20 protein-coding genes are annotated in these 22,949 nt (G+C 43.2%); 9 read left to right on the forward strand and 11 right to left on the reverse strand.

All coding sequences use genetic code 11. The features are described from left to right. Positions 1-157: 157 nt before the first annotated feature. Positions 158-1,894, forward strand: a complete 1,737-nt coding sequence (locus J8L84_RS06020; protein ID WP_211069888.1) for a HAMP domain-containing sensor histidine kinase — start codon at positions 158-160, stop codon at positions 1,892-1,894. A 93-nt stretch (positions 1,895-1,987) separates the two neighbouring features. Continuing rightward, positions 1,988-2,899 (forward strand): recombination-associated protein RdgC, encoded by a 912-nt coding sequence (gene rdgC, locus J8L84_RS06025; RefSeq protein WP_211069889.1) that lies wholly within the window; start codon positions 1,988-1,990, stop codon positions 2,897-2,899. 129 nt (positions 2,900-3,028) lie between these two features. Here the strand turns inward: rdgC and J8L84_RS06030 are convergent, their stop codons facing one another. Then, the gene (locus tag J8L84_RS06030) at positions 3,029-3,598 is read right to left on the reverse strand and encodes an XRE family transcriptional regulator (protein WP_211069890.1); all 570 of its coding nucleotides are present in this window, start codon (positions 3,596-3,598) and stop codon (positions 3,029-3,031) included. Between the two features lie 162 nt (positions 3,599-3,760). Between J8L84_RS06030 and J8L84_RS06035 the strand changes: the two genes are divergently transcribed. Beyond that, the gene (locus J8L84_RS06035; protein ID WP_211069891.1) at positions 3,761-4,924 is read left to right on the forward strand and encodes a benzoate/H(+) symporter BenE family transporter; all 1,164 of its coding nucleotides are present in this window, start codon (positions 3,761-3,763) and stop codon (positions 4,922-4,924) included. A gap of 47 nt (positions 4,925-4,971) precedes the next feature. Here J8L84_RS06035 and J8L84_RS06040 read toward each other — a convergent pair whose 3' ends face one another. Further along, the gene (locus tag J8L84_RS06040) at positions 4,972-5,808 is read right to left on the reverse strand and encodes an HDOD domain-containing protein (RefSeq protein WP_211069892.1); all 837 of its coding nucleotides are present in this window, start codon (positions 5,806-5,808) and stop codon (positions 4,972-4,974) included. A 389-nt stretch (positions 5,809-6,197) separates the two neighbouring features. On the opposite strand from J8L84_RS06040, the gene J8L84_RS06045 reads away from it, so the two are divergent. Then, positions 6,198-7,919, forward strand: a complete 1,722-nt coding sequence (locus tag J8L84_RS06045) for a Zn-dependent hydrolase (protein WP_211070039.1) — start codon at positions 6,198-6,200, stop codon at positions 7,917-7,919. A 100-nt stretch (positions 7,920-8,019) separates the two neighbouring features. Here the strand turns inward: J8L84_RS06045 and J8L84_RS06050 are convergent, their stop codons facing one another. The 4 genes from J8L84_RS06050 to folB form a co-directional block, all read right to left on the reverse strand. Then, positions 8,020-8,388 (reverse strand): histidine triad nucleotide-binding protein, encoded by a 369-nt coding sequence (locus tag J8L84_RS06050; protein WP_211069893.1) that lies wholly within the window; start codon positions 8,386-8,388, stop codon positions 8,020-8,022. Between the two features lie 142 nt (positions 8,389-8,530). Further along, a complete protein-coding gene (locus tag J8L84_RS06055) occupies positions 8,531-9,331 on the reverse strand; it encodes an undecaprenyl-diphosphate phosphatase (protein WP_211069894.1) in 801 nt (266 codons plus the stop codon). A gap of 8 nt (positions 9,332-9,339) precedes the next feature. Beyond that, positions 9,340-9,834, reverse strand: coding sequence for a 2-amino-4-hydroxy-6-hydroxymethyldihydropteridine diphosphokinase (gene folK / locus J8L84_RS06060; RefSeq protein WP_211069895.1), 495 nt, complete (start codon positions 9,832-9,834; stop codon positions 9,340-9,342). Continuing rightward, the gene (gene folB / locus J8L84_RS06065; protein WP_211069896.1) at positions 9,834-10,187 is read right to left on the reverse strand and encodes a dihydroneopterin aldolase; all 354 of its coding nucleotides are present in this window, start codon (positions 10,185-10,187) and stop codon (positions 9,834-9,836) included. The genes folK and folB overlap by 1 nt, the downstream gene beginning before the upstream one ends. 238 nt (positions 10,188-10,425) lie before the next feature. Between folB and plsY the strand changes: the two genes are divergently transcribed. Next, a complete protein-coding gene (gene plsY, locus J8L84_RS06070; protein ID WP_211069897.1) occupies positions 10,426-11,028 on the forward strand; it encodes a glycerol-3-phosphate 1-O-acyltransferase PlsY in 603 nt (200 codons plus the stop codon). A gap of 40 nt (positions 11,029-11,068) precedes the next feature. On the opposite strand, the gene J8L84_RS06075 is transcribed toward plsY, so the two are convergent. Together J8L84_RS06075 and tsaD are read right to left on the reverse strand one after the other, a co-directional pair. Then, positions 11,069-12,373 carry an ectonucleotide pyrophosphatase/phosphodiesterase gene (locus J8L84_RS06075; RefSeq protein ID WP_211069898.1) on the reverse strand — a complete coding sequence of 435 codons (1,305 nt, stop codon included), beginning with the start codon at positions 12,371-12,373 and terminating at the stop codon, positions 11,069-11,071. 69 nt (positions 12,374-12,442) lie between these two features. Further along, positions 12,443-13,456, reverse strand: coding sequence for a tRNA (adenosine(37)-N6)-threonylcarbamoyltransferase complex transferase subunit TsaD (gene tsaD / locus J8L84_RS06080; protein ID WP_211069899.1), 1,014 nt, complete (start codon positions 13,454-13,456; stop codon positions 12,443-12,445). A 389-nt stretch (positions 13,457-13,845) separates the two neighbouring features. Between tsaD and rpsU the strand changes: the two genes are divergently transcribed. The 4 genes from rpsU (at position 13,846) to rpoD (ending at position 18,952) form a co-directional block, all read left to right on the forward strand. Continuing rightward, entirely contained in the window at positions 13,846-14,061 is a 216-nt protein-coding gene (gene rpsU, locus J8L84_RS06085) for a 30S ribosomal protein S21 (protein ID WP_012517258.1), read from the forward strand. 370 nt (positions 14,062-14,431) lie between these two features. Continuing rightward, the gene (locus J8L84_RS06090) at positions 14,432-14,878 is read left to right on the forward strand and encodes a GatB/YqeY domain-containing protein (protein WP_062086005.1); all 447 of its coding nucleotides are present in this window, start codon (positions 14,432-14,434) and stop codon (positions 14,876-14,878) included. Between the two features lie 141 nt (positions 14,879-15,019). Next, on the forward strand, positions 15,020-16,801 hold the full coding sequence (gene dnaG / locus J8L84_RS06095) for a DNA primase (RefSeq protein ID WP_211069900.1): 1,782 nt from the start codon (positions 15,020-15,022) through the stop codon (positions 16,799-16,801). A 324-nt stretch (positions 16,802-17,125) separates the two neighbouring features. After that, positions 17,126-18,952 carry an RNA polymerase sigma factor RpoD gene (gene rpoD / locus J8L84_RS06100; RefSeq protein ID WP_013785437.1) on the forward strand — a complete coding sequence of 609 codons (1,827 nt, stop codon included), beginning with the start codon at positions 17,126-17,128 and terminating at the stop codon, positions 18,950-18,952. Between the two features lie 236 nt (positions 18,953-19,188). Here rpoD and J8L84_RS06105 read toward each other — a convergent pair whose 3' ends face one another. The 3 genes from J8L84_RS06105 to J8L84_RS06115 form a co-directional block, all read right to left on the reverse strand. Then, a complete protein-coding gene (locus tag J8L84_RS06105; protein ID WP_211069901.1) occupies positions 19,189-20,808 on the reverse strand; it encodes a methyl-accepting chemotaxis protein in 1,620 nt (539 codons plus the stop codon). A gap of 150 nt (positions 20,809-20,958) precedes the next feature. After that, the gene (locus tag J8L84_RS06110; protein ID WP_211069902.1) at positions 20,959-22,116 is read right to left on the reverse strand and encodes a topoisomerase IV; all 1,158 of its coding nucleotides are present in this window, start codon (positions 22,114-22,116) and stop codon (positions 20,959-20,961) included. 32 nt (positions 22,117-22,148) lie between these two features. Then, positions 22,149-22,553: a phosphate ABC transporter substrate-binding protein gene (locus tag J8L84_RS06115; RefSeq protein ID WP_126872457.1), complete on the reverse strand. Its 405-nt coding sequence runs from the start codon at positions 22,551-22,553 to the stop codon at positions 22,149-22,151. Between the last annotated feature and the right edge of the window lie 396 nt (positions 22,554-22,949).

Below are 22,949 nucleotides of genomic sequence, written 5' to 3' on the forward strand. Positions count from 1 at the left end.
ACTGTGACACTTTTATTAAAACGATTACATTAATGTGTCAAGTTTTCGACAAAGATAGGTAAAACTTTCTTCACAGAGGTTGCTTGTTTATTCATACATTTACGCATATTCTTGGCAATGAAGGTCAAGTAAATTGTAGACAGAGGAATGTTGTTCAATGGCGGCGGTAAAAACTGGGTTATCAAGAAAACTGCTGACACGAGTGCTTTCTGTATACTTCATTCTTACGCTTATTGTTACCGTTGGACAGATTTTTACTGAGTATCTTAGTACCAAAGATCATGTCGAAGATGAATTACAAACTTTAAAGAACACCTTCTCAACCAGCTTGACCCGTGCCCTGTGGGAATTGAACACCGAACAAGCTAGCTCAATAGCAGAGGGGTTATTAGAACTTCCTATTGTTGAAGGTGTACAAGTCAGGGATGAAAATGGCAATCAAATTGCCGACTACGGTTTAAGCATTCAGCGTCCCCGCTCTCCTATCGAAGAAGAACTTATTGAAGACCACCCAGGTGGTATTTTCAGTTATAGCTTTCCATTAATATTTAAATTTTCAGGACGAGAATCGACTGTAGGCGATGTAACGCTCTACTCAAGTTTCGATACTATTTTTGGTCGTATTGAAATTGGGATCTTTTTTCTTATTGGTAATGCGTTAATAAAAACAACCTTCTTGGTGTTTCTTTTTATGACCGCGTTTCGCACCATGTTGTCCGAACCCTTGGCTGAAATCACCCATCAAATGGAAGGGTTCGATCCACTTCACCCTGAAGAAAGTAAGCTTTCAGTCAAAATAAGTGACGATAATGAATTATTGCAACTAAAAGAGTCGTACAACAATGTTATCGACGATTTAATCGTATCTAATAGCAAGTTGACCAATGCCCAAAGTCAGCTGTCACATGCCAATAAAAAATTAGACGACCAGAACCTCATTTTAGAACAAGAAGTGGCCAAGAAAACCTCTTCGCTTTCTCAAATTATGCTTAGCCTAGAACAGCAAAAAGACGAGCTTATCGCGAATCAAAGAGAGCTTCGTCAAGAGAATGAAAATAGGCAGTATATAGAAGATGAGCTTCGTAAAAGAAACTCGGAGTTGGCGAATTCAATGGGAAATTTACAGCTCGCCAAAGATCAGTTAGTCGAATCTGAGCGCATGGCTTCTCTTGGCGGGTTGGTAGCAGGCATTACCCATGATGTGAATACTCCATTGGGCGTTGGCGTGACGGCAGCCAGCTTTTTGCAAGAGCGACTCAATAACTTAAAAACGGGTTTTGAAGAAAAAAGCCTGACAACTAAGAACATGGAAAACTTCATTAATGAAGCTGAACAAACGGCTAATCTTCTGTTAACTAACTTAAACAGAGCATCTGAGCTTATCGCCAGCTTCAAACAAGTGGCGGTAGATCAAACCAGCGAAACTGAGCGAGAGATAAACCTTAACGATTACATTCGTGACATCATTAAATCGCTCAAGCCAAGCTTCAAGCATAGTAATCATGAAATAGTGGTCAATTGCCCTGAAGATCTTTATATTCGCTGTGCACCAGGGGCCATTGCCCAAATTGTGACGAACATGATTGTGAACTCTTTAGTGCATGGTTTTGAAGACACTAACGATGGCAAAATTACGTTGGATGTGAGTACTGATAACAACACCATAGAAATGCGTTACCGTGACAACGGAAAAGGTTTATCTAATGATGATTTAGATAGGTTGTTTGATGCCTTCTTTACCACTAAGCGAGGAGAAGGCGGCAGCGGGCTTGGCACACACATTATGTACAATCTTGTTACTCAGTCTTTATCTGGCCACATTGAAGCGCAAAGCAAACCTGGCGATGGCCTCCAATATACCATTCGCTTTCCTATGAAGGGCAAACCTGCTTAACAAAAAATCTCTATAGCTCCCGTACTATATCCGTTGCACCGCATTCGCTAGCTTGGTACGCTTGCCCACCATTTTTAAAAGAGATAGCCTCAAATGTGGTTTAAAAATATAAAAGCCTACCAAATTACACAGCCACTTTCCCTTGACGATGACGACCTAGAGCGCGTGCTAAGCGAGCAAGCCTTCCGTCCTTGTAAGAGTCAAGACTTGGCCACTATGGGCTTTGCCTCCCCTTTCTCTCAAGCCGGCAAACAAGGCACTATGTTTCAGCGTGTTGGCCAACGTTACTGGCTTACTGTTAAGAAGCAAGAAAAGCTACTTCCTGCCGCGGTAATTAATGCCGAACTGGACGACATGGTTGCCAAAATTGAAATGGAAACCGGTTCGCCTGTCGGTAAAAAGGCGAAAGCTGATCTTAAGCAGGAAATTCAGACTCGCTTGTTACCTCAAGCGTTTACTAAAAACACTTACACCCATGGGTTTATTTCATTAGAAGATAACCTTGTGGCTGTTGATGCCTCTGCCGATGGCAAAGCTGAAGCCTTTTTAGCCCTAGTCCGAAAAGCCATTGGCTCACTACCGGTTGTGCCTTTAGCTCGCCACAGTTTGCAGTCTGAACTGACTCACTGGCTGACTGACGCTGCGCCAGATGGCATAGCACTACTTGAAGAAGCCGAGTTCAAATCTACAGATGATGCTGGCAGTATTATTCGCTGTAAGAACCAGCCGCTTGATAGTGATGAAATCACGATTCACTTGGATGCAGGTAAGCTGGTACAAAAAGTAGCGTTTGAATATCAAGATACCCTAACGGCAGTTATTGCTGAAGATGGCTCGTTAAAGCGTATTAAGTTTACCGATAGATTAAAAGAAGAGACTGAAGACATTCCTAAAGACCAAGTTGAAGCACGCCTAGATGCTGAATTTGCGTTAATGTCTGCAGAGCTTTGTACTTTGCTAAACTTCTTGCGTGAAACGCTCAACTTGAACGACGCTAACACCTAAACCGTGTTTAACTAGCGTGACATTAATACGTGTTGAGCAGTGCCCCATGGGTATTGCTCAACATTCTGTTTATCTTAGCCATCCGTTAGCCAGCCGCTTTACCTCTAATCACTTGCCTGCCAGCTGCCTTTACAACACCGGGTAGTGGATAATATTAATAAACCGGGTTTTCCCACTTTCATCTTTATAGCCATGCACTTGATCGGCATTTATCAAATACTGCTCGCCTGCCGTTATGGTTCTACTCTCATCGCCCTGCCTTAGGGTTAACCTACCCTCAATGCAATGAATATGCTCTGTTACCCCACTTTGGTGTGCGGTAGAACGCTGCTCATGGAAGTGAGTTAGGGTAATTTCAAACACCTCAAAACCTTTGTTTACATCAAATGGAAAAAGGGTTTTCACTTGCATGTTTGGGTCGTGAATAAAGCCGTGATTAACATCGAATTCAGACTGTGCGTTTGCTGCAATAAAAGAGGAGAACGAAGCATTTAACCCTGTCGCAATTTTCCATAATGTGGCAATAGTCGGGCTTGATTCTTGCCGCTCTATTTGGCCTAACATGGCTTTAGACACACCGGTTAACGTGGCGGCTTTATCAAGAGACAAGCCCATATCACCACGCAACTGCTTTAAACGCGTAGAGATACTTAACGAAAAGTCCCCTGCCTGTAGTGCATCGCTATTGGTCTTCATCATTCTCTGCTTCTTGTCACATTTAAACAACTAGCGTCTATTTAGCATTTTAAATAAAACGCCTTGTGCGTTATAGCGCACAAGTGTAGAGTTAACTTATTGCGTACGTTATAACGCACATAGTATGAAGTAGTTTAGAAATAGGTTCAAATTGTTGAGGCAAAGATGAAATCAAAATGGCAGATTAGCCACATTTCTTCAGGATTAACGGCAGTCACCGTTGGCTATAGCAGCGCTGTTGTTATTGTTATTGATGTTGCCCGTAAAGCGGGAGCAAGCCCTGATATGGTCATTAGTTGGCTTCTCGCCTTAGGCCTAGGCATGGGCATTTCCTGTATTTTCTATTCTTGGCTAATGAAAATGCCTGTCGTCACTGCATGGTCTACCCCTGGTGCGGCCTTTTTATTAGGTAGCGTGGAACAGTATAGTCTCCCAGAGAGTATCGGCGCCTTTATTATCTGCGCAGTGCTTTCACTGGTTACCGCGCAAAGTCGCAGTTTGCTCAATCAAATAAGCCGTATTCCGACTAGTATCTCATCGGCGCTACTGGCAGGTATTCTATTGCCTATCTGTATATCGATATTCACTGATGTAGAACAACATCCCTATATTGTTGCCAGTTTTCTGGCTATCTATCTTGCTGGAAGCCGATTTTTCCCTCGCTACCTTATGTTGTGTTTACTGGCTGTTTCTATCGTCACGAGTAGCTACTTAAACGGTGAAATTCCCTTAACACTCGCACTACCTACTCCTGTGTGGGTTAGCCCTGAGTTTTCAGTTACCGCCGCGATTGGGCTTGCCATTCCTTTGTACATTATTACTACCCTTTCTCAGAATTTACCCGGCATTGCGATACACCATGCCCATGGTTACCACCCCGACCATAAAAAAGTGCTAAGTGGCATTGCCATATTGCAGGGGGTGCTGGCGCCGTTTGGCGGGTTCACGTTTAATCTTGCGGCAATAACCGCGGCATTGTGCATGGGAGAAGAAGCAGATAAAGATAAAAGTCAGCGCCACAAAGCGGCCATTGCCGCCGGCATTGGCTACCTATTCATGGGGCTACTCGCCTCTGTTGTGGTGGTTTTATTCGTTTCAATGCCCACGATTGTGGTGCATTTACTGGCAGGTCTTGCGCTGCTGGCTACCTTGCAAGCCGCTCTAGTCAAAACCGTAGAGAGCGACAAATACCGTCACGCTGCCTTAGTCACTTTTTTATGTACGGCGTCAGGCTTCAGTCTTCTATCTATCACCTCAGCGGTGTGGGGCCTATTACTCGGCTTATTGTTAATGCTGGTTGAAAGTAACAAACAAAAAAGCCGAACATAAGTTCGGCTTTAAGTCATCGTGCTTACCAGCGTTATAGTCGCAACGTGTTAGGCAAATATTTGCTTTGCGGCACTGGCAAGGTCGGCAAATTCATCTGAGTGAAGTACCGCCACATCATCAATCACATCTCGCTGTATGGCTAAGTTCAAAACAGCGTCTTTTTGACTGTCCATTGCGCCAGAAACGGCCGCACCAACACGAACGAAATCTATGTAGGTAACCTGCTCAGGAATATAGCTTAAGTCTTTCCAGCATTTGGCTACACTCACAAACTCTTCACCAAAGCCCCACTCTCGCATAATACTAGCGCCAATTCGGCCCGCTAGCTTGTCGATAGCCACTTCTAAAAAGGTTGGATTCGCAAACACTTCAGGGTGTCTTTCCGCTTCGGTTAAAATAGGTAATACGCCAATGTTATGGGTTAACGCTGTTAGCGTCATAATATCCATACTCATTTCACGCTTTTTCGTGCGAGCGATATAAAGCTGCATCACCGCCATTGAGTTAGCCACGATATTTACCGTATTCGCCCACTCTTTTTGTAAATAGGCACTCACTACATCGTTTTTAGAAACGAACAGCTGCTCCATGGCAAGCGCGGTTGAAATATTTTTGATTTGGCGTAAACCAATGCGGGTTACCGCTTGGCTGATAGAATTTACTTTGATACTGCGACCCATATAAGCACTGTTCGCAATTTTAATCATTCTTGCGCTTAGTGAGGGGTCTTGTCCGATAACATCCCCCATCGCACTTAAGTTGATATTAGGATCGTCCGCTGACTTTCTTACTTTTAAAGCAATAGCCGGTAATGTAGGAAGTACGAGTGTGTCGTTTGTTATTTTTTCAACCAGAATTGTTGAGAGCGCATTTTGTGTAGACATATACCTACCCTTAGATATGTTTCAAATAGCCACTAAAAGGCAATGAATTTAAGATACCCGCGGTTACACTGTAATCCTTGTTTGCGAGTAAATGACCAAGTTGCAGTTGCTCAGAGACTTACTATTCCACTATACGCTACGCATATGAAAAGCATAGCTTTATGATAGCAGGAAATCACATTCCCCTTATGTTATAACCGTTATTGAGCTCGAATAATATTGAACCTTTTACTAACTCAACATTGAATATGCATTATTACGCGTTATGAACAGTGTAGTACATATGCCTTTACATGAAACCTTGATACACATCAAAACGCCGCTCGCTAACGTGTTACTTTATTGTATATTCTTATCCTGCCAATAAATGTAGAACAGAAACCTTTATGATGAAATTTCCGCGCAAACATTACTCTACTCTTGCAGTGGCTGTTGCCACAAGTTTATTTATGAGCGCCTGCTCTAAGGCGCCAGAAGAGACAGTATCAAAAACAAATCCTTCTGTAGAGGCTCCGCAAACTGCATCACCCGATAGTGCCCTTGTTGATAGTGCCCTTCTTGTGAATGAGTCTCGGCTATCTATTTATCATCCCGTTGAACTCACAAGCGATTTATCCCACTTAAGCGACAACCAACAAAAGATGATTGGTTTGCTTATTGATGCATCAAAGATAATGGATGACTTATTTTGGAAACAAGCCTTTTTCGGCGATAAAAGTGAGTTTCTAAATAATATTAAAAGCGACGATGTAAAACACTTTGCTTCAATCAACTACGGCCCATGGGACAGATTGAACGGCGATAGCCCTTTTCTTTCAGGCTATGAAGAAAAAGCCCTAGGTGCAGAGTTTTATCCTCACAACATGACAAAGGCCGACTTCGCCACCGCTACGTTTGAAGGCAAACAAGGCTTATACTCGTTAGTGAAGCAAGATGAAGCTGGCAACCTTTACTCTGTACCCTACTCTGAGGCGTACAAAAGTGAATTAACTGCAGCATCCAAAATTCTAAAAGAAGCGGCTGAACTGGCAGAAAACTCAAGCTTTAAAGCCTACTTAACCCTTCGTGCACAAGCATTACTTACCGACGATTACTTAGCGTCTGACATGGCATGGATGGACATGAAGACCAACCCTGTAGAGTTGGTAATTGGGCCAATTGAAAGCTATGAAGACCAGCTATTTGGTTATCGCGCCGCCTTTGAAGCCTACGTTCTGGTAAAAGATTTAGCTTGGAGTGAAAAGCTCGCAAAATACGCAGCATTTCTTCCAGAGTTACAACAAGGTTTACCTGTACCTGCCCAGTACAAAGCAGAAGTACCAGGCTCCGATGCCGACTTAAACGCCTATGATGTAGTGTATTACGCGGGTCATTCAAACGCTGGCAGTAAAACCATTGCGATTAACTTGCCTAACGATGAGCGTGTACAGCTTGAAAAAGGCACCCGTCGCTTGCAACTGAAAAACGCGATGCGTGCCAAGTTCGACAATATTCTTATTCCTATTGCAGATATGCTAATTGCACCTGAGCAACGCGCTCACATTACGTTTGATGCGTTCTTTGCTAACACTATGTTTCACGAAGTGGCGCATGGCTTAGGGATAAAAAACACCCTTGATGGCAGCGATACTGTAAGGGGTTCGCTAAAAGAGCACGCCTCTGCCTTAGAAGAAGGTAAAGCTGACATTTTGGGCCTTTACATGATTCAAAGCTTGCTCGAAAAAGGTGAGATTTCAGAAGGTACACTTGAAGATTACTATGTCACCTTTATGGCTGGCATCTTCCGTTCAGTCCGTTTTGGGGCCTCTAGTGCACACGGTAAAGCGAATATGATCCGCTTTAATTTCTTTGCACAAGAAGGCGCTTTTGAGCAAACCGAAGACGGTGTTTATCGCGTTAATGTTGAGAAAATGGGCGCAGCAGTAGCCGCGTTATCAGAGCTTATATTAACCTTGCAAGGTGATGGCGATTACGACGGTGTTGCAGAACTTGTCGACAGTATGGGCGTAATTAAACCACAGCTAGCGGCAGATTTAGCACGCTTAGAAGCGGCAAATATTCCTGTGGATATTCACTTCGAACAAGGCAAAAAGGTACTTGGTTTGAACTAACCACTTCCTTTCTATAAGTGGTTTAGTAAAGACTAAGCCGGTTAGTTGCCTGTGTTAAGCAACTAGCCGGCTATTAAACTTATCGCTATGCGTTTAAAAGCTATTCTAAACGCTTAGCGTTATCGGTATATGGCGGCCAGCCCATGATTTTACCGGCTAGTACATGCAAGTGTATGTGGTACACCGTTTGCCCACCAAACTCATTACAGTTCATTACCGTGCGGTAACCCTGCTCATCCACACCTAATTCAGCGGCTACCTTCGCAGCAATATAAGATAAATGCCCCACCAACTCTCTATCTTCTTTTGTGATGTCATTGATAGTAGGAATTGCTTTTTTCGGGATCACTAAAAAATGCACCGGCGCTTGCGGGTTAATGTCTCTAAACGCCAACGAGATATCATCTTCATAAAGGATATCTGCTGGAATTTCTTTATTGATAATCTTCGTAAAAATAGTGTCTAACATTGCGTACTCCCTGCATCAATTATTGTAACCATACTGCGTTGCTGAATACTTCAAAAGAGGCGACGTCCTAAAAGGGAAGTCGCTCCTTTGTGTTACGCCAACACAGTATTATGAACCCTATGCTAACAGCTTGGGGAAAAGCTTATGCAAAAACGAACCAAAGCAAAATGACGCCTAACAGTAAGCGATAAATCACAAATGGAAGCATACCAATTCGCGATATCCAGCTAAGGAAGAGGTAAATACATAAGTAAGCACTCACAAATGAGAACGCAGCGCCATAAAGCAACGCAGACCAATCAACTGCTTCGTTAGCTTGTAATAAATCAAGAGTGGCGAGCAAACCGGCGCCCAAAATAACAGGGATAGACAGTAAAAACGAAAAGCGCGCACAGCTCTCTCTATTTAAGCCCAGCATCAAACCTGCTGTCATGGTAATACCCGAGCGAGAAGTACCAGGGATTAGCGCCAGTACTTGCGCTAAACCAATCAACAATGCTTGTTTCCAGTTAAGCGATGTTAATTCTTGAGTGCGTTTCGCGGTGGCGTCGGCATACCATAGGGCTAGGCCAAAAATAATGGTGGTAGCGGCGATAACAAGGGCAGTTCTGGCGTTAAGCTCTATCCAGTCTTTCATGACAAAACCAATAATTACAGCAGGTATAGTAGCGATAATCACATACCAGGCTAACTTACTGTCAGTGTTTTGCTCTTTTGTGAATCCCTTGGTAACCCACGCCACTGTCATTTGTACGATTTCTTGGCGAAAATAAATCATTACCGCCAGTAAACTTCCCACGTGAACAGCAACATCAAACGCTAACCCCTGACTTACCCAGCCAAATAGTTCTGCGGGCAATAATAGGTGCCCAGAACTGCTGATAGGTAAAAACTCGGTAACGCCCTGAATAATGGCCAATATGATTATTTCGAACAGTGTCATTCCGTTGCTTAGCTCCAAGTAAAATTGATGGGCGAGAGTGCTTGTGTTTCTTTATCGAAAGCCTGCCAAAGCGCCTCGTAGGTTTTGCCTTCAACAGGGTGAATATCATTGGGAACCAATTCAGCTAACGGCCATAGTACAAAGGCGTTATACAGAATCTCTTCCCGAGGCAATACGACGGGTTCATGGGTAACTTGGTCGTCGTATGTGAGTAAATCTAAATCTAGTGTACGGGAACAAAATTTCTTTTCCCCGTGTTTACGGCCATTGTCGCTTTCAATCTGACGAAAGGTATCTCGCACTTCAATGATACTCATAGAAGTCTCGGCTTTCGCCACTAAATTATAAAAAGCACTGCCATCGAAGCCGACTGACTCACTCTCATATACCGAAGAGTAGCTAACGCCATCGAAATTCTGTTTAAGCGCTTTAATACTTTCTCGTATGTAGTGTTCTTTGTCGATATTAGAACCCACACTAATTAAAATCGTATGACGCCCCACTAGGACTTTTCCTGATACATAGCCACTGCCACCGTTTGTGCATTAGGAAGAATATTCGGCTTCACAATTTTCAGGCGAATAGCATGAGCCCCAAAGGTGGCAAGTACTTGGTTCATTACAGCACCGCCAAATGCTTCTAGCAGCATAAAGCGACTGTTTTTCCCTACCTCAGTAATGCAATCAGCCACGTCGGCGTAGTTAATGGTGTCATCAACATTATCCGACTGCATTGCAGCATCTAGGTCAGCGTCGAGTTCAACATCGAGCAACAGCGTGGTTAAACGCTCGCGCTCCCAATCATACACACCAATGAGGGTATCGACAGCTAGCCCTGTTATATATATTTTTCCCATAAACCTTTTCATTCTTATGACCATACTGGTCTTACTACCACGTTAACTTCTTCTCAAAAGGTGGTATATCACTTTTGAATGGAGTAGCTTTACGCTTTACGTTATTCGCCTTAGAGCGATGGTGGCACAACTATACCGTTGTACTGCAAGTGGGGGCAACACGCACAATAGCATTCGCCTCATATTATTAGTGTAGATATACGTTTAGTGTACAAAGCAGCAGGTTAAAGCAGCAATAATGATACCGTTAGCCCTATTAATGATTTGTGTAGCCTATTTGTTTGGCTCTTTATCGAGCGCGGTAGTTATCTGCAAAGCATTTTCTCTCCCCGATCCCCGTACTGCAGGCTCTAAGAACCCCGGCGCCACCAATGTATATCGAATTGGTGGCAGAATTCCGGCTTTGCTGGTGTTGGTAATGGATATTTTGAAAGGCACTATTCCGGTTTACTCAAGCTACTTTCTAGGCTTGGAACCCGTGCTTTTAGGTCTTATCGCTATTGCCGCATGTTTAGGCCATATTTTCCCTTTATATTTTGGCTTTAAAGGGGGCAAAGCAGTAGCAACGGCATTTGGTTCCATGTTACCTATTGGGTTAGATTTGGCAGGGCTACTTATTCTAAGCTGGGTAATTGTGGTGTTTCTTACCGGCTATTCGTCACTCGGCGCATTGGTTGCAGTCAGCCTAGCGCCGCTGTTTACGTGGTTAATAAAGCCACTTTATACCGTTCCGGTACTCATGCTGTCTTTACTTATCATCTTACGGCACCGGGAAAATATCGCCCGATTGATGAGCCGTTCTGAAGGTAAAATTTGGGACAAGGGCAATACCAAAGAGTAACTACTATCATCCTGTTGGCCTAACAAACGCTATTGATGATTTATCGTAAACCTTGCCTTAATACGTCAATTTCGCCATCAATAGTTGTCAGTAATTCCAGCCCCATAATTTCCGCCAACGCTGGGTATATTTCCAAATTGCTAAACGCAGGCACTGTCTTACCTTCTTCAAATGAGGGGCCAGATGCAACAAATAACCCTCCCATATCTGGAAGCGTATTTAAGTATCCATGCCCACCTTTACTAACATGGATGTCCTCTTTACTTCTAAAACGACCTGGAGGCGAAATTTCAATAATAATGTCGCCAGTGCGCTCGTTGTACGGTATCTGCCTTTTATTACGCTCAGCAGTGGTTAACACTTTAAATTGGCCGTTTGCGACCGCATTAAGCCGTGATGCCTCATCTGCAATTAGCTCGGGCGACACCTCAGAATGTGCATATAATCGAACCAGAGCACCACTATTATTAATGGTAAAATAATCCGGAATATCTAGAGATTCCACCATAACGTTATGACTGTCTTTTAATGTTGTCATACCGTGATCAGACACTATCACTAAATCTACTTTTATGGGCAGCGTGTTCAGACGGTCATACAGTTGGCCAATTAACTCATCAACCTCAGCTACGGCTTCTTTTGTTTTTGACGACGTAGGCCCTTCGTCGTGACCCACCGTATCGGTTAGCGAAAAATAGCCTGCAACGAAGAGTGGGCGTGATGCTTCAGGTAAACGTAGCCATTGAACAATTTGATCAATCCGCTGTTGGTAGTCCGCATACTTTGAATAATGGTAAAGGTAGGTAGGAAGAGCGCCGGCTATTCTGGCGTCAGATTCAGGCCAGAAAAAGGTCGCTGCTTTATGTCCCTGAAATTCAGCTAAATGCCAAAGGGGTAATGCCGTAATCCAACTACTATCTTGCTTAGCTTTACCCATCGAATATTTAGCATATCCCCCCGCACTATCAGGCCGCGACTTAGCATAGAACCGGTTATCAATAATACCGTGGTTTATGGGCAACAGCCCCGTTATAATCGAAATATGGTTAGGGAACGTATTGGCAGGGTAAACTGGCGTTAATGATGTTGATCGCACACCCGCTTTAGCAATACGGGCGAGATTTTTTGCATCGTGAAGTTCAATGTAATCATGCCTAAACCCATCTAATGAGATGAGTACGACATGATTTTTTTCGTGCTGGACCGGTAAATTGGTAATGGGGTCTAACGTGATATTGTTATGACTTTGGGCGTTGGCATATAAAGCTACTAGCGATAAAACACTAGCAATGGATAGCTTTACGTAAAATTGAATGAATCGCCAAGGTTGAATCTTTTCAAACATAATGGTTGTCCTACAAGCTAAATACATACTTTTTAGTTAGCATGATAACCCTGCCCCACGATAGCTTTATTATACAGGCGCTAACGTATCGAGTGGCCAGCGAGGTTTGGCTTGTGAAGAAAGCCCTAATATTTCACCTGCTTTTAAACGCTGCATACCTGCATAGGCAATCATGGCACCGTTGTCGGTACAGTATGCCAAGTTCGGGTAGAACACTTCCCCACGTAAATCGTCCATCAAGGTTTTCATTTGTGAGCGCAGCATGGTGTTCGCACTTACGCCTCCAGCAATGACAAGGCGCTTCATCCCAGTTTGTTTAAGCGCTCGCTTACATTTAATGATTAACGTGTCGATAACCGCTTCTTGAAATGCATAAGCAATATTTGCTTTGGTTTGTTCGTCGTCATCCGCAGCACGAATAGTATTGGCTGCAAACGTTTTTAAACCGCTAAAGCTAAAATCTAAACCGGGGCGATCTGTCATAGGACGTGGGAATTTGTAGTGGCCTGGCTCACCTTTTTCAGCCAATTTAGCTAGTAAAGGCCCACCAGGATAATCAAGCCCCAGAAGCTTAGCGGTTTTATCGAAGGCTTCGCCGGCAGCATCATCTATCGACTCGCCAAGTACTTCGTAGCTGCCTATACCTTCTACTTTTACCAACATAGAATGGCCGCCCGATACTAACAATGCAATAAAGGGAAATTCAGGTGCGTTATCTTCTAGCATGGGGGCAAGTAAATGCCCTTCCATATGATGCACACCTACCGCAGGTACACCCCACGCATACGCTAAAGAACGGCCCACTGATGAACCGACTAATAAGGCACCAACAAGGCCTGGACCTTGGGTAAAGGCTACGCCGTCTAATTCACTAGGTTGGGTGTTAGCATCACTAAGCGCTTTTTCGATAAGGGGAATAATTTTTCGAACATGATCTCGTGACGCAAGTTCAGGCACTACACCGCCGTAATCGGCGTGTAATTTAACTTGGCTGTATAATTCGTGTGACAATAACCCCGCAGTGTCGTCATAAACGGCAATACCCGTTTCATCACAAGAAGTTTCTATTCCTAATATACGCATACTATTCCTAATATTTGCATTGAGCCAAACCTTACTTTTACGTCTTTAATAACAAAGTTTATTACAATAGATCAGTACCTGACCTGTTTGATCATCTGCGATCTGTGATATGATCCACTCAACCAATGCGGGATCGCGCTGAATTCTTCTTCTCACGTAGACAGATAAAAGGTATTACCTTGTCTCAGAGGGCGCAGAGTTTACCTTTATTCCGCATATCTTGGAATGGTGCTTCGTTTATTTGCGCAATATTGCCTATTTTTTGGCAATTCAGTCTTTACTTTCTGTTCGGAAATGATTAGAATTTCGCACCATTTTTAACCCGGGTGGCCTTTTTAGCGCTCAATTTCCCGGAATTATACAGCAAAAGTTTTGAGGTGAGTGTTTAAATGCCTATCGTTAAAGTTAGAGAAAACGAGCCGTTTGATGTAGCGCTGCGTCGTTTTAAGCGTTCTTGTGAAAAAGCAGGCGTATTGTCTGAAGTTCGTCGTCGTGAGTTCTTCGAAAAGCCTACTTGGGAACGCAAGCGTAAGAAAGCCGCTGCGAAAAAGCGTCATCTAAAGAAATTAGCTCGTGAAAACGCACGTCGCGTAAAACTCTACTAATACAGGGTTAACTTACGAGTCTGAAAGGTGTTGCATTTGCAGCACCTTTCGCGTTTCTGGGGTACGGAAAATTCTTCATTAACGCTTGTTACCATTATTGATTATCGTCAGTCCATTATTAATGAACAGCGCATTATTTAATGTACTGCTTAATGTATAGTGAATTAAAGAACATCAAGAACGCCTGTTAGGCGCCCGATTTTAATACGCACTGACTTGCCCCTTATTTAATAGCGTGTGCCTTTTCATGGATATGCTTGTATAGCGTGTTTTTTTATTTTTACTGTTTTACTTTTTTCTTTATTCCTTTTTTTATACCTTTATAGTGACAACCCTTCTTTGTTGAAACTTTACTTAATTTGGGAGCATCATGGCTTTAATAGACGATTTAAAATCTGCACAAAAAGATGCAATGCGCGCTAAAGCGAAATTACGTCTAGGCACCATTCGCATGGCAATAGCAGCCATTAAACAACGTGAAATTGACGAGCAAATCACCTTAGGTGATAGCGATATTCTTGCAGTATTAACCAAGATGGTTAAACAACGTCAAGATGCCGCCTCTCAGTTTGATGCCGCTGACCGTGATGATTTGGCCAGTAAAGAGCGTGAAGAGATTGTTGTGTTGGAAGGTTTTCTTCCTCAGCCTTTAACCGAAGACGAACTTGCCGCCTTAATTGATGAAGCAATGGTAAGCACCGGTGCTCAAGGTATGCAAGACATGGGTAAAGTAATGGGTAGCCTAAAACCACAAGTGCAAGGCCGTACCGATATGGGCGCACTAAGCGCTAAAATAAAAGCCCGTTTGAACGCCTAAATATCGTCAAAGATATAGCGGTAGAAATAGAATTAGCCGGGTTTGTGTAATCGCAAACCTGGCGTTTTCATTATTTACCTTCCCTGTTAAAGTACTTTTTTGTGCTACTCTAATTACCGTTATAAGCATTAGTGTCTCCCCATGGCCGGAAAAATACCTCGCGATTTTATTGATGATCTTCTCTCACGCACCGATGTTGTAGACATTGTTGATAGTAGAGTGAAGTTAAAAAAAGCGGGCAAAAATTATCAAGCTTGCTGCCCTTTTCATAATGAGAAAAGCCCTTCTTTTACCGTAAGCCAAGAAAAGCAGTTCTATCATTGCTTTGGTTGTGGTGCGCACGGCAACGCTATTTCCTTTTTGATGGAATTCGACCGCCTTGAATTTGTTGAGGCCATTGAAGAACTCGCCAAACTCTATGGATTAGAAGTACCGAGAGAGAAAGGCCACTTGCCTGTTGTTAGCGAAGAGAAAAAGCAACAGCAGCAAGACGACTATTCACTAATGGAACACGTTGTTCGCTTTTTTCAACACCAACTAAAACAAAATGAAAATAGCGGAAAAGCCATAGATTATTTGAAAAGCCGAGGGCTTAGCGGCGATATCGTTAAGCAATGGGAAATTGGCTATGCGCCAGACAGTTGGGACGCCCTGCTAAAAACCTTTGGCAAAGACCAAGCCCGCGTAAAGCAGCTTATCGACTTAAAACTGGTTAATCAAAACGACCAAGGCAGACGTTACGACTTCTTCCGCGACCGAATCATGTTCCCTATCAGGGACAAGCGAGGCCGCGTAGTCGGTTTCGGTGGCCGTGTATTAGAAGACGGCGGCCCAAAATACTTAAACTCCCCTGAAACCCGTATTTTCCATAAAGGCAGTGAGCTATTTGGTTTTTACCAAGCTCGTCAACAAAACCGTCAACTCGATGCAGTACTCATTGTTGAAGGTTATATGGATGTAGTGGCATTAAGTCAGTTTGGTATTAACCAAGCAACGGCTGCACTTGGAACCGCTACCACGGCTGAACATATGCAAATGTTAGTGCGAGCAACGCCGCATATTGTTTGCTGTTACGATGGCGACCGTGCAGGTCGAGAAGCAGCATGGCGCGCGTTGGAAAATGCCCTGCCCGCGTTAAAAGACGGCGTCAGACTGTCTTTCTTATTCTTACCTGACGGCGAAGACCCAGATACTATGGTAAGAAAAATTGGCAAAGATGCCTTTATGGAAATGCTTGATAATGCCATGCCATTGTCACGCTTCTTTTTCGAAAACCAATTGAAAACTCATAAAGTGGGTACACCGGAAGGCAAGATAGCGCTTCGCAAAGCCGCCATGCCATTAATTGAAAGTGTACAGGGTGACGACCAAAAGCAGATGTTATTAGAAGAGCTTGCTAAACATACCGGTGAATACGATAGATTTAAGTTACAGCAAGATATATCCAAAGCGAATCACGCCAGTAGCAAGCCCGCTTATTCAGCGAATAGAAACCAGGTAGGAAAAGCCCGCTTGTCACCGCTACGCATGCTGATTCGATTACTGCTAGATTCCCCTTCGCTAGCCACACGCTGTGATGACGTGCAACCTTCTGTATTTGAAGGGAGTGATGCCACCGGAATGGACCTTTTATTGGATATTCATCGTTATTGTGCACAAAATCCTCAAGCAACCACTGCGCAGCTAGTTGAAAACTTCCGCAATCATCCCCATTCTTCTACTATCGCGAAATTATTGTTACAAGAACATCTTGTTAAAGACGAGGAAGCTGAACGTGTTTATAGCGACAGTTTTGCTCGATTACTCGATTGGCATTTCGATAGCCGCATTGAAACTTTAATTTCCCGCTCTCGGGTTCAGCCACTAACTCAAGTGGAAAAAGAGGAACTGAACTTGTTAATGAAGGAACGCCAGAAAAGCTGACCACAAGGTCTAGGCTAATAACTGGCTAAAAAAACAGCCGTCAATCTGGTAAAACCATTAATAATTCTGCTATACTGGCTAATTCGCTGCACGCAAGCTTATAAGCATAAATGTGAACAAATTTGCAGCAATGTCAGTAGCAATTATAAAGCCGAACAAAACGGGCAGAACCAAACCCGGGCAGGTGTGCACCGTTTAATATGACGTGACACCGAGCGGAAGCGGCATTGATACAACAGTAGTACTACAGAGAAATAATGTACATACCTCTTTGGTATGGGTATTTCTATTGCAAACTAATTGAATGTGAGAAGTGTAGGTTATATGGCGCAAAGCAAGCAGTCTCAGATTAAACTCCTGATTGCAAAAGGTAAAGAGCAAGGTTACTTAACCTTTGCAGAAGTTAACGACCACCTGCCGCAAGATATTGTCGATTCTGATCAAATTGAAGATATTATCCGCATGATCAACGACATGGGAATTCAAGTTTCTGAATCTGCTCCAGATTCAGATGAACTTCTCATGCAAGAAGCAACCGCCGATGAAGACGCAGCTGAAGCTGCCGCTCAAGCGCTTGCTACAGTAGAAAGCGAAATTGGGCGTACCACCGACCCTGTGCGTATGTATATGCGTGAAATGGGTACGGTTGAGCTTCTTACTCGTGAAGGCGAAATTGAAATTGCCAAGCGTATAGAAGATGGAATCAATCAGGTTCAGTGCTCTGTTGCTGAATATCCTGAAGCCATCACTTATTTGCTCGATCAGTGGGACTTATACGAAGCAGAAGAAATTCGCATCAGCGACATTATTTCTGGTTTTGTTGACCCGAATGATGATCAAGATCTTGCTCCTACGGCCACGCATATCGGCTCTGAACTTTCAGAAGAAGAACTGGAAGATGAAGACGACGATGATGATGAAGAAGACGAAGATGAAGGCGGTGTAGATCCTGAACTAGCACGCGCTAAGTTTGGTGCCCTTCGTGATCAGTACATCAAAGCACGTGACGTCATCGAGAAGAAAGGTCGCTCTCATGCTGCCGCTCGTGAGCAAATCAATGCATTGAGTGAAGTCTTCAAAGAATTCCGTCTAGTGCCTAAGCAATTTGATCGTATGGTTAAAAACATGCGTTCGATGATGGACAAAGTGCGTATCCAAGAACGTCTTGTTATGAAGTTCTGTGTTGTTAACGCCAAAATGCCTAAGAAAGATTTCATCAAGGCATTTGCAGGAAACGAAACGTCTTCTGCTTGGTTAACAAAAGCGATTAAAGCTAACGCTGCGTACTCTGATGCATTAGCCGTAAATAAAGAAGAAATTGAACGCTGTATTAGCAAAATGAACCAGGTTGAACAAGAAACTGGTTTGGTTATTGCTGATATCAAAGATATTAACCGTCGTATGTCAATTGGTGAAGCAAAAGCTCGCCGTGCGAAGAAAGAGATGGTTGAAGCTAACTTACGTTTGGTTATTTCAATTGCTAAGAAATACACTAACCGTGGTTTGCAGTTCCTTGACCTTATTCAGGAAGGTAACATCGGCCTGATGAAGGCGGTAGATAAGTTTGAATATCGCCGTGGTTATAAGTTCTCAACTTATGCTACTTGGTGGATTCGTCAGGCAATTACTCGTTCTATTGCCGACCAAGCGCGTACTATCCGTATTCCTGTACACATGATAGAAACGATTAACAAACTTAATCGTATTTCTCGTCAAATGTTGCAAGAAATGGGTCGCGAGCCAACACCTGAAGAATTGTCTGAACGCATGCTTATGCCAGAAGACAAAATTCGTAAAGTGTTGAAAATTGCTAAAGAGCCAATCTCAATGGAAACGCCAATTGGCGATGATGAAGATTCGCACCTAGGCGATTTTATCGAGGACAGCACCATTATTCAGCCCCTCGATTCTGCGACCGGCGGTAGCCTTAAAGACGCAACACAAGAAGTGTTGGCAGGGCTTACAGCACGTGAAGCGAAAGTACTTCGTATGCGTTTCGGTATCGACATGAATACTGACCACACACTTGAAGAAGTGGGTAAGCAGTTTGACGTTACCCGTGAGCGTATTCGTCAGATTGAAGCGAAGGCATTGCGTAAGCTACGTCATCCTAGCCGCTCTGAGCAGCTACGAAGCTTCTTAGACGAGTAGAATACTCGCAAAAAAGTAATAAAAAATTAAAAATCCCCTGCTTCGTCAGGGGATTTTTTTATATTGAGTTAGCGCTAAAGCTATAGCAAAAAAGTGGTCACTTGCCACGATGAGTAAGTTCCATTTTCAACATTGATTGATCAGTAACTTCGCAATTTGCACTGCGGGCTAATTGATTAATGCCAGATACAAAAACGCCCTCAATGGTGAGGGCGTTTTTAATATTGGGTTAGCGATTATACTCGGAACTGTTTCGCTATCAATTCTAGATGCTGTGCTAAATCCGCAAGTTCATTACACATAACACCTAATTCGCCTGAGCGAGTAGAGGTTTGCTCTGTACGTTGATGAATTTCTTCAACGTGCTTCACAATGTCTACCGCCACTGAACGTTGATCTTCAGTGTTGTGTGCAATCTGTTCGTTCATTTGGTTAATGCGACCAATGGTGCTGGTGATCGTTTCTAAACTAACACCCGCTTTATTAGCCGTTTCAACACTATTCGTCGCTTGCTCGGTACCTCGAGACATCACTTCTACCGCTGAATGCGCTGCACTTTGTAGTTGTTCAATAGTGCTTTGAATTTCCTCAGTCGATTGTTGAGTACGTGATGCTAGTGTACGTACTTCATCAGCAACAACGGCGAAACCACGCCCTTGTTCGCCGGCTCTAGCAGCTTCAATAGCGGCATTAAGCGCAAGTAAGTTGGTTTGCTCAGCGATACCTTTAATAACGTCGAGTACCGAGCCAACTTTGTTCGAATCTGATTCCAAACGACCAATCACATCAGCGGTTTCACGCACGTTTTCGGCTAACTGCTGAATACTAGAAACAGTTTGTTGTACGATTTGACGACCTTCACCCGCAGCGCTAGTGGCTTCATTGGCATCACCAGCCGCTTGCGCGGCACTGTGTGCTACACCATCTACCGAACCACTCATAGTATCAACCGCGAGTTTAGCGTTTTGTGCTGACTGCTGTTGAATGTCGATGGTACGTTGCGTTTCTTCCGTTAGGCCGCGAAGGTTTTGCGCTAAATTTGATAACGGTAAACTTGCCTCTACCACGTCTTTCACAACGCCTTGCAGTTTATCCATAAATTGGTTAAACCAATAAACCAGCTCGCCAATTTCATCTTCACTTTTCGTTGCGATTCGAACAGTCAGGTCACCATTTTCTTGGGCAATATCTTTAAGCGAGCGTACCACATCATCAATACTCTGCTTAATGCCACGAACAATAGGCACAGCAGTAGCGAATAATAATAACGTAACGACAATAGTCATTACCACACCAGTGCTAATTAACGAAGTATTCGCCGCATCGGTTTTGGCGAATGAAGCATCAAATGCGGACTGTTGCTCATCTCTAAAATTCGTCATTGAGGCGATCACCGCATCGTATGAACCATTCATTTGGGCAGATAGTTGACCTAAGCGGCTAAAGTCAGCAGTGCCATCAACCATTGACTGGGAAACACCGAAAGCTACTTCAAAATAGTTATCGAACCCGTCAGAAATTTTCGATATCGCGGAACGAAATTCTGGACTTATCGCACTTATCTCGTCTAGCCCAGCTTTCGCTTCTTTAGCTATCTCACTCGCAGCGCTTAATGTATCTTGATCGCCAGTGGTCACAGCACTACTTAGCGTGTCTCTCACTTTTTGCATATCAACTAATGTAGAGGCAGACAATTGAAGTGCGGGAAACTGGACCTTTTCAACTTTCTCAAGGGTGTCGCCGTTGTTTAGAGCAACGAAAACAGTAATTAAGAGGTAAATAATAAAGCTTAGTGCAGCAATTCCCGGTATAAGAAAAATCTTTGTTGCGATGGGCATTTTTTTTAGAAAATTCATTTTTATCTCACCAATTACGTCACGTTACTTTAGGCACGGCCACTAATCATGGCTTTATAATTCTATATCTTCACATTCTTAAAAAACTTTAGAAATATCTTAGCCCCACTCATTGCTGAGCGGGGCCAAAACGACAGTAATAAATGAATACTAGAAAGTATAGTTAACACCAACTCTTAAGAGAGTCGCATCATTAGCGTCGTTTGCATCGTCTTCAAACCAAGTCACTTCACCCTTAACCGCGAAACCAGGCTCAACATCGTAACGTAAACCTGCCGTTAACGCAGATGTATCCTCTAATGTTGATGCGGCTACAGCTGCAAAACCTTGATACAACGCTGACCATGTTCCATCAGTAACGGCATCGCCAGTAGCAATAGTAGAAGGAACATCGTTTAAGTAAGTTGCAACATCATCAGGATCTGACTCTTTGTGTTCATAGGTAATGTGCGGCGTGAACTTACCGAAACGCATTCCCGCAGTAACATACCAAGCATCATCATTTGCGATAGGAGCATCATCAAATGAAATGTGGGTATATTCTGCACCTACAAACCAATCGTACTTATCTATATTGACAGCAAGTTCGAAGAAACCAACCGAATCGTCATCAATTAAGAAGTTGTTTGAAAAATTAGTGACAGTAGGAACAACTGCAGAAAATTGATTAATGCTATCAGTTAAAAAATCAAGATCTTCATTTGGACTAGTAAATTTAGCTTGCGCATAAATAGTACGAATATTAAACCAATCACGAGTGGCTTCAAACGAAATACCAGTAAGGTTATCCGCCTCTACTGTGTCAGCCTCCGAGCGTCCTGCAAAAGCCTGAACACCGTATTCCCAATCACCCGCATAGTTACTGTAGTCGTAACGAACACCGTCCATATTGTTAATAAGTACGCCGTAAACTGAATCAGGTGGTGTTAACCAGTGATATGAATAACCCACATCTAAAGAAGCAGAATATTTGAAAAATGGCAAGCGAACTCGACCAGCACTAATACTCGAGTTATTTGAAAGTGCATAAGTCATGTATGCCCATTCAAAACTTGCATCGTAATCGTCACTTCCACGGCCAACTAGCTGCGCTGTTGCAGAAAGCTTCTCACTAACATCGCCACGAACTTGAAGTCCGAAAACACTTGCAGGTTCGAAATTGAAATCGCTATCGTAACCGTAGACTGCTTCGTCATCATCTAGTGTCATACCACCGATAAGATTAGCAAATCCGTTGATTTTAATGTCTGCCACTGCGGGCATGGCTAGTAGGCTGGCTACTGATAAAATGGCAAGTTTGGTTTTCATGGTAAATCCTTAAATATTCTTAAACTGTGTAATCAAAAAGTGGCAACTACGCGAACGCTTCCGTCGACGGAGCCAGCATCTACATAGCCAATTGCACCCGGGTCTGCAGCAACAGCTGAAACCACCTCGGCGTCACTACCTAATGCTTTAGGAGGCTGACCTTTCCCAGTAAAAACTAATTTAGACCAAAAAGCGGTAAGCTGTGACGCAGACTTATTTAAAACTTTGCCATTGAATTCATCTGTAGCGGCTTGCCCTTCAGCAAGTGCTAAAGGTACTGCCTTTGTGCCGTTTGGAAATGCTTTCATTTTGTTAAGGAAGAGACGGCTAATAGAATCTTTATCTAACGCATCACCATTGGATGGGTGAACTATTACTGCTACATCTGCAAAAGCCATGCTGCTGCATAAACTTGCTGCTAGTATCCACTGTTTCATTACATGTCCTCTAATGTTGTGTTTGTTTCGGTAGCGCAATCTAAGAACGTTATTCTTTAATTTACAAATACCGATGTGCCTATTTTTTATTCTTACTCATACAGATATCTTCCTGCTTCAAGATTAAGATAAGTATTAGCAAGGATTAGAAAAACTGCCAACTGAGATACGAAAAATTTTTGTATTAAATTTCGTTACGTTCAATCTGGCTTTAAAAAGTAAGCGCAGTTTAGGGAAGAGAGGCGTAGAAGCAACTATACAAAAGGATAAGCGCACTGGAAGGGCTTAAAAAGTCATACGTAAATATAACTAAGGCGCAGCGAGAAAACCAACTTACCCATTTAAAATCAATTGGATAATAAAAAACAACAAATTAACTTAGGAGTGCCGAACGAT

The organism is Alteromonas sp. MMG017 (assembly GCF_018100795.1).
Lineage (GTDB): Bacteria > Pseudomonadota > Gammaproteobacteria > Enterobacterales > Alteromonadaceae > Alteromonas.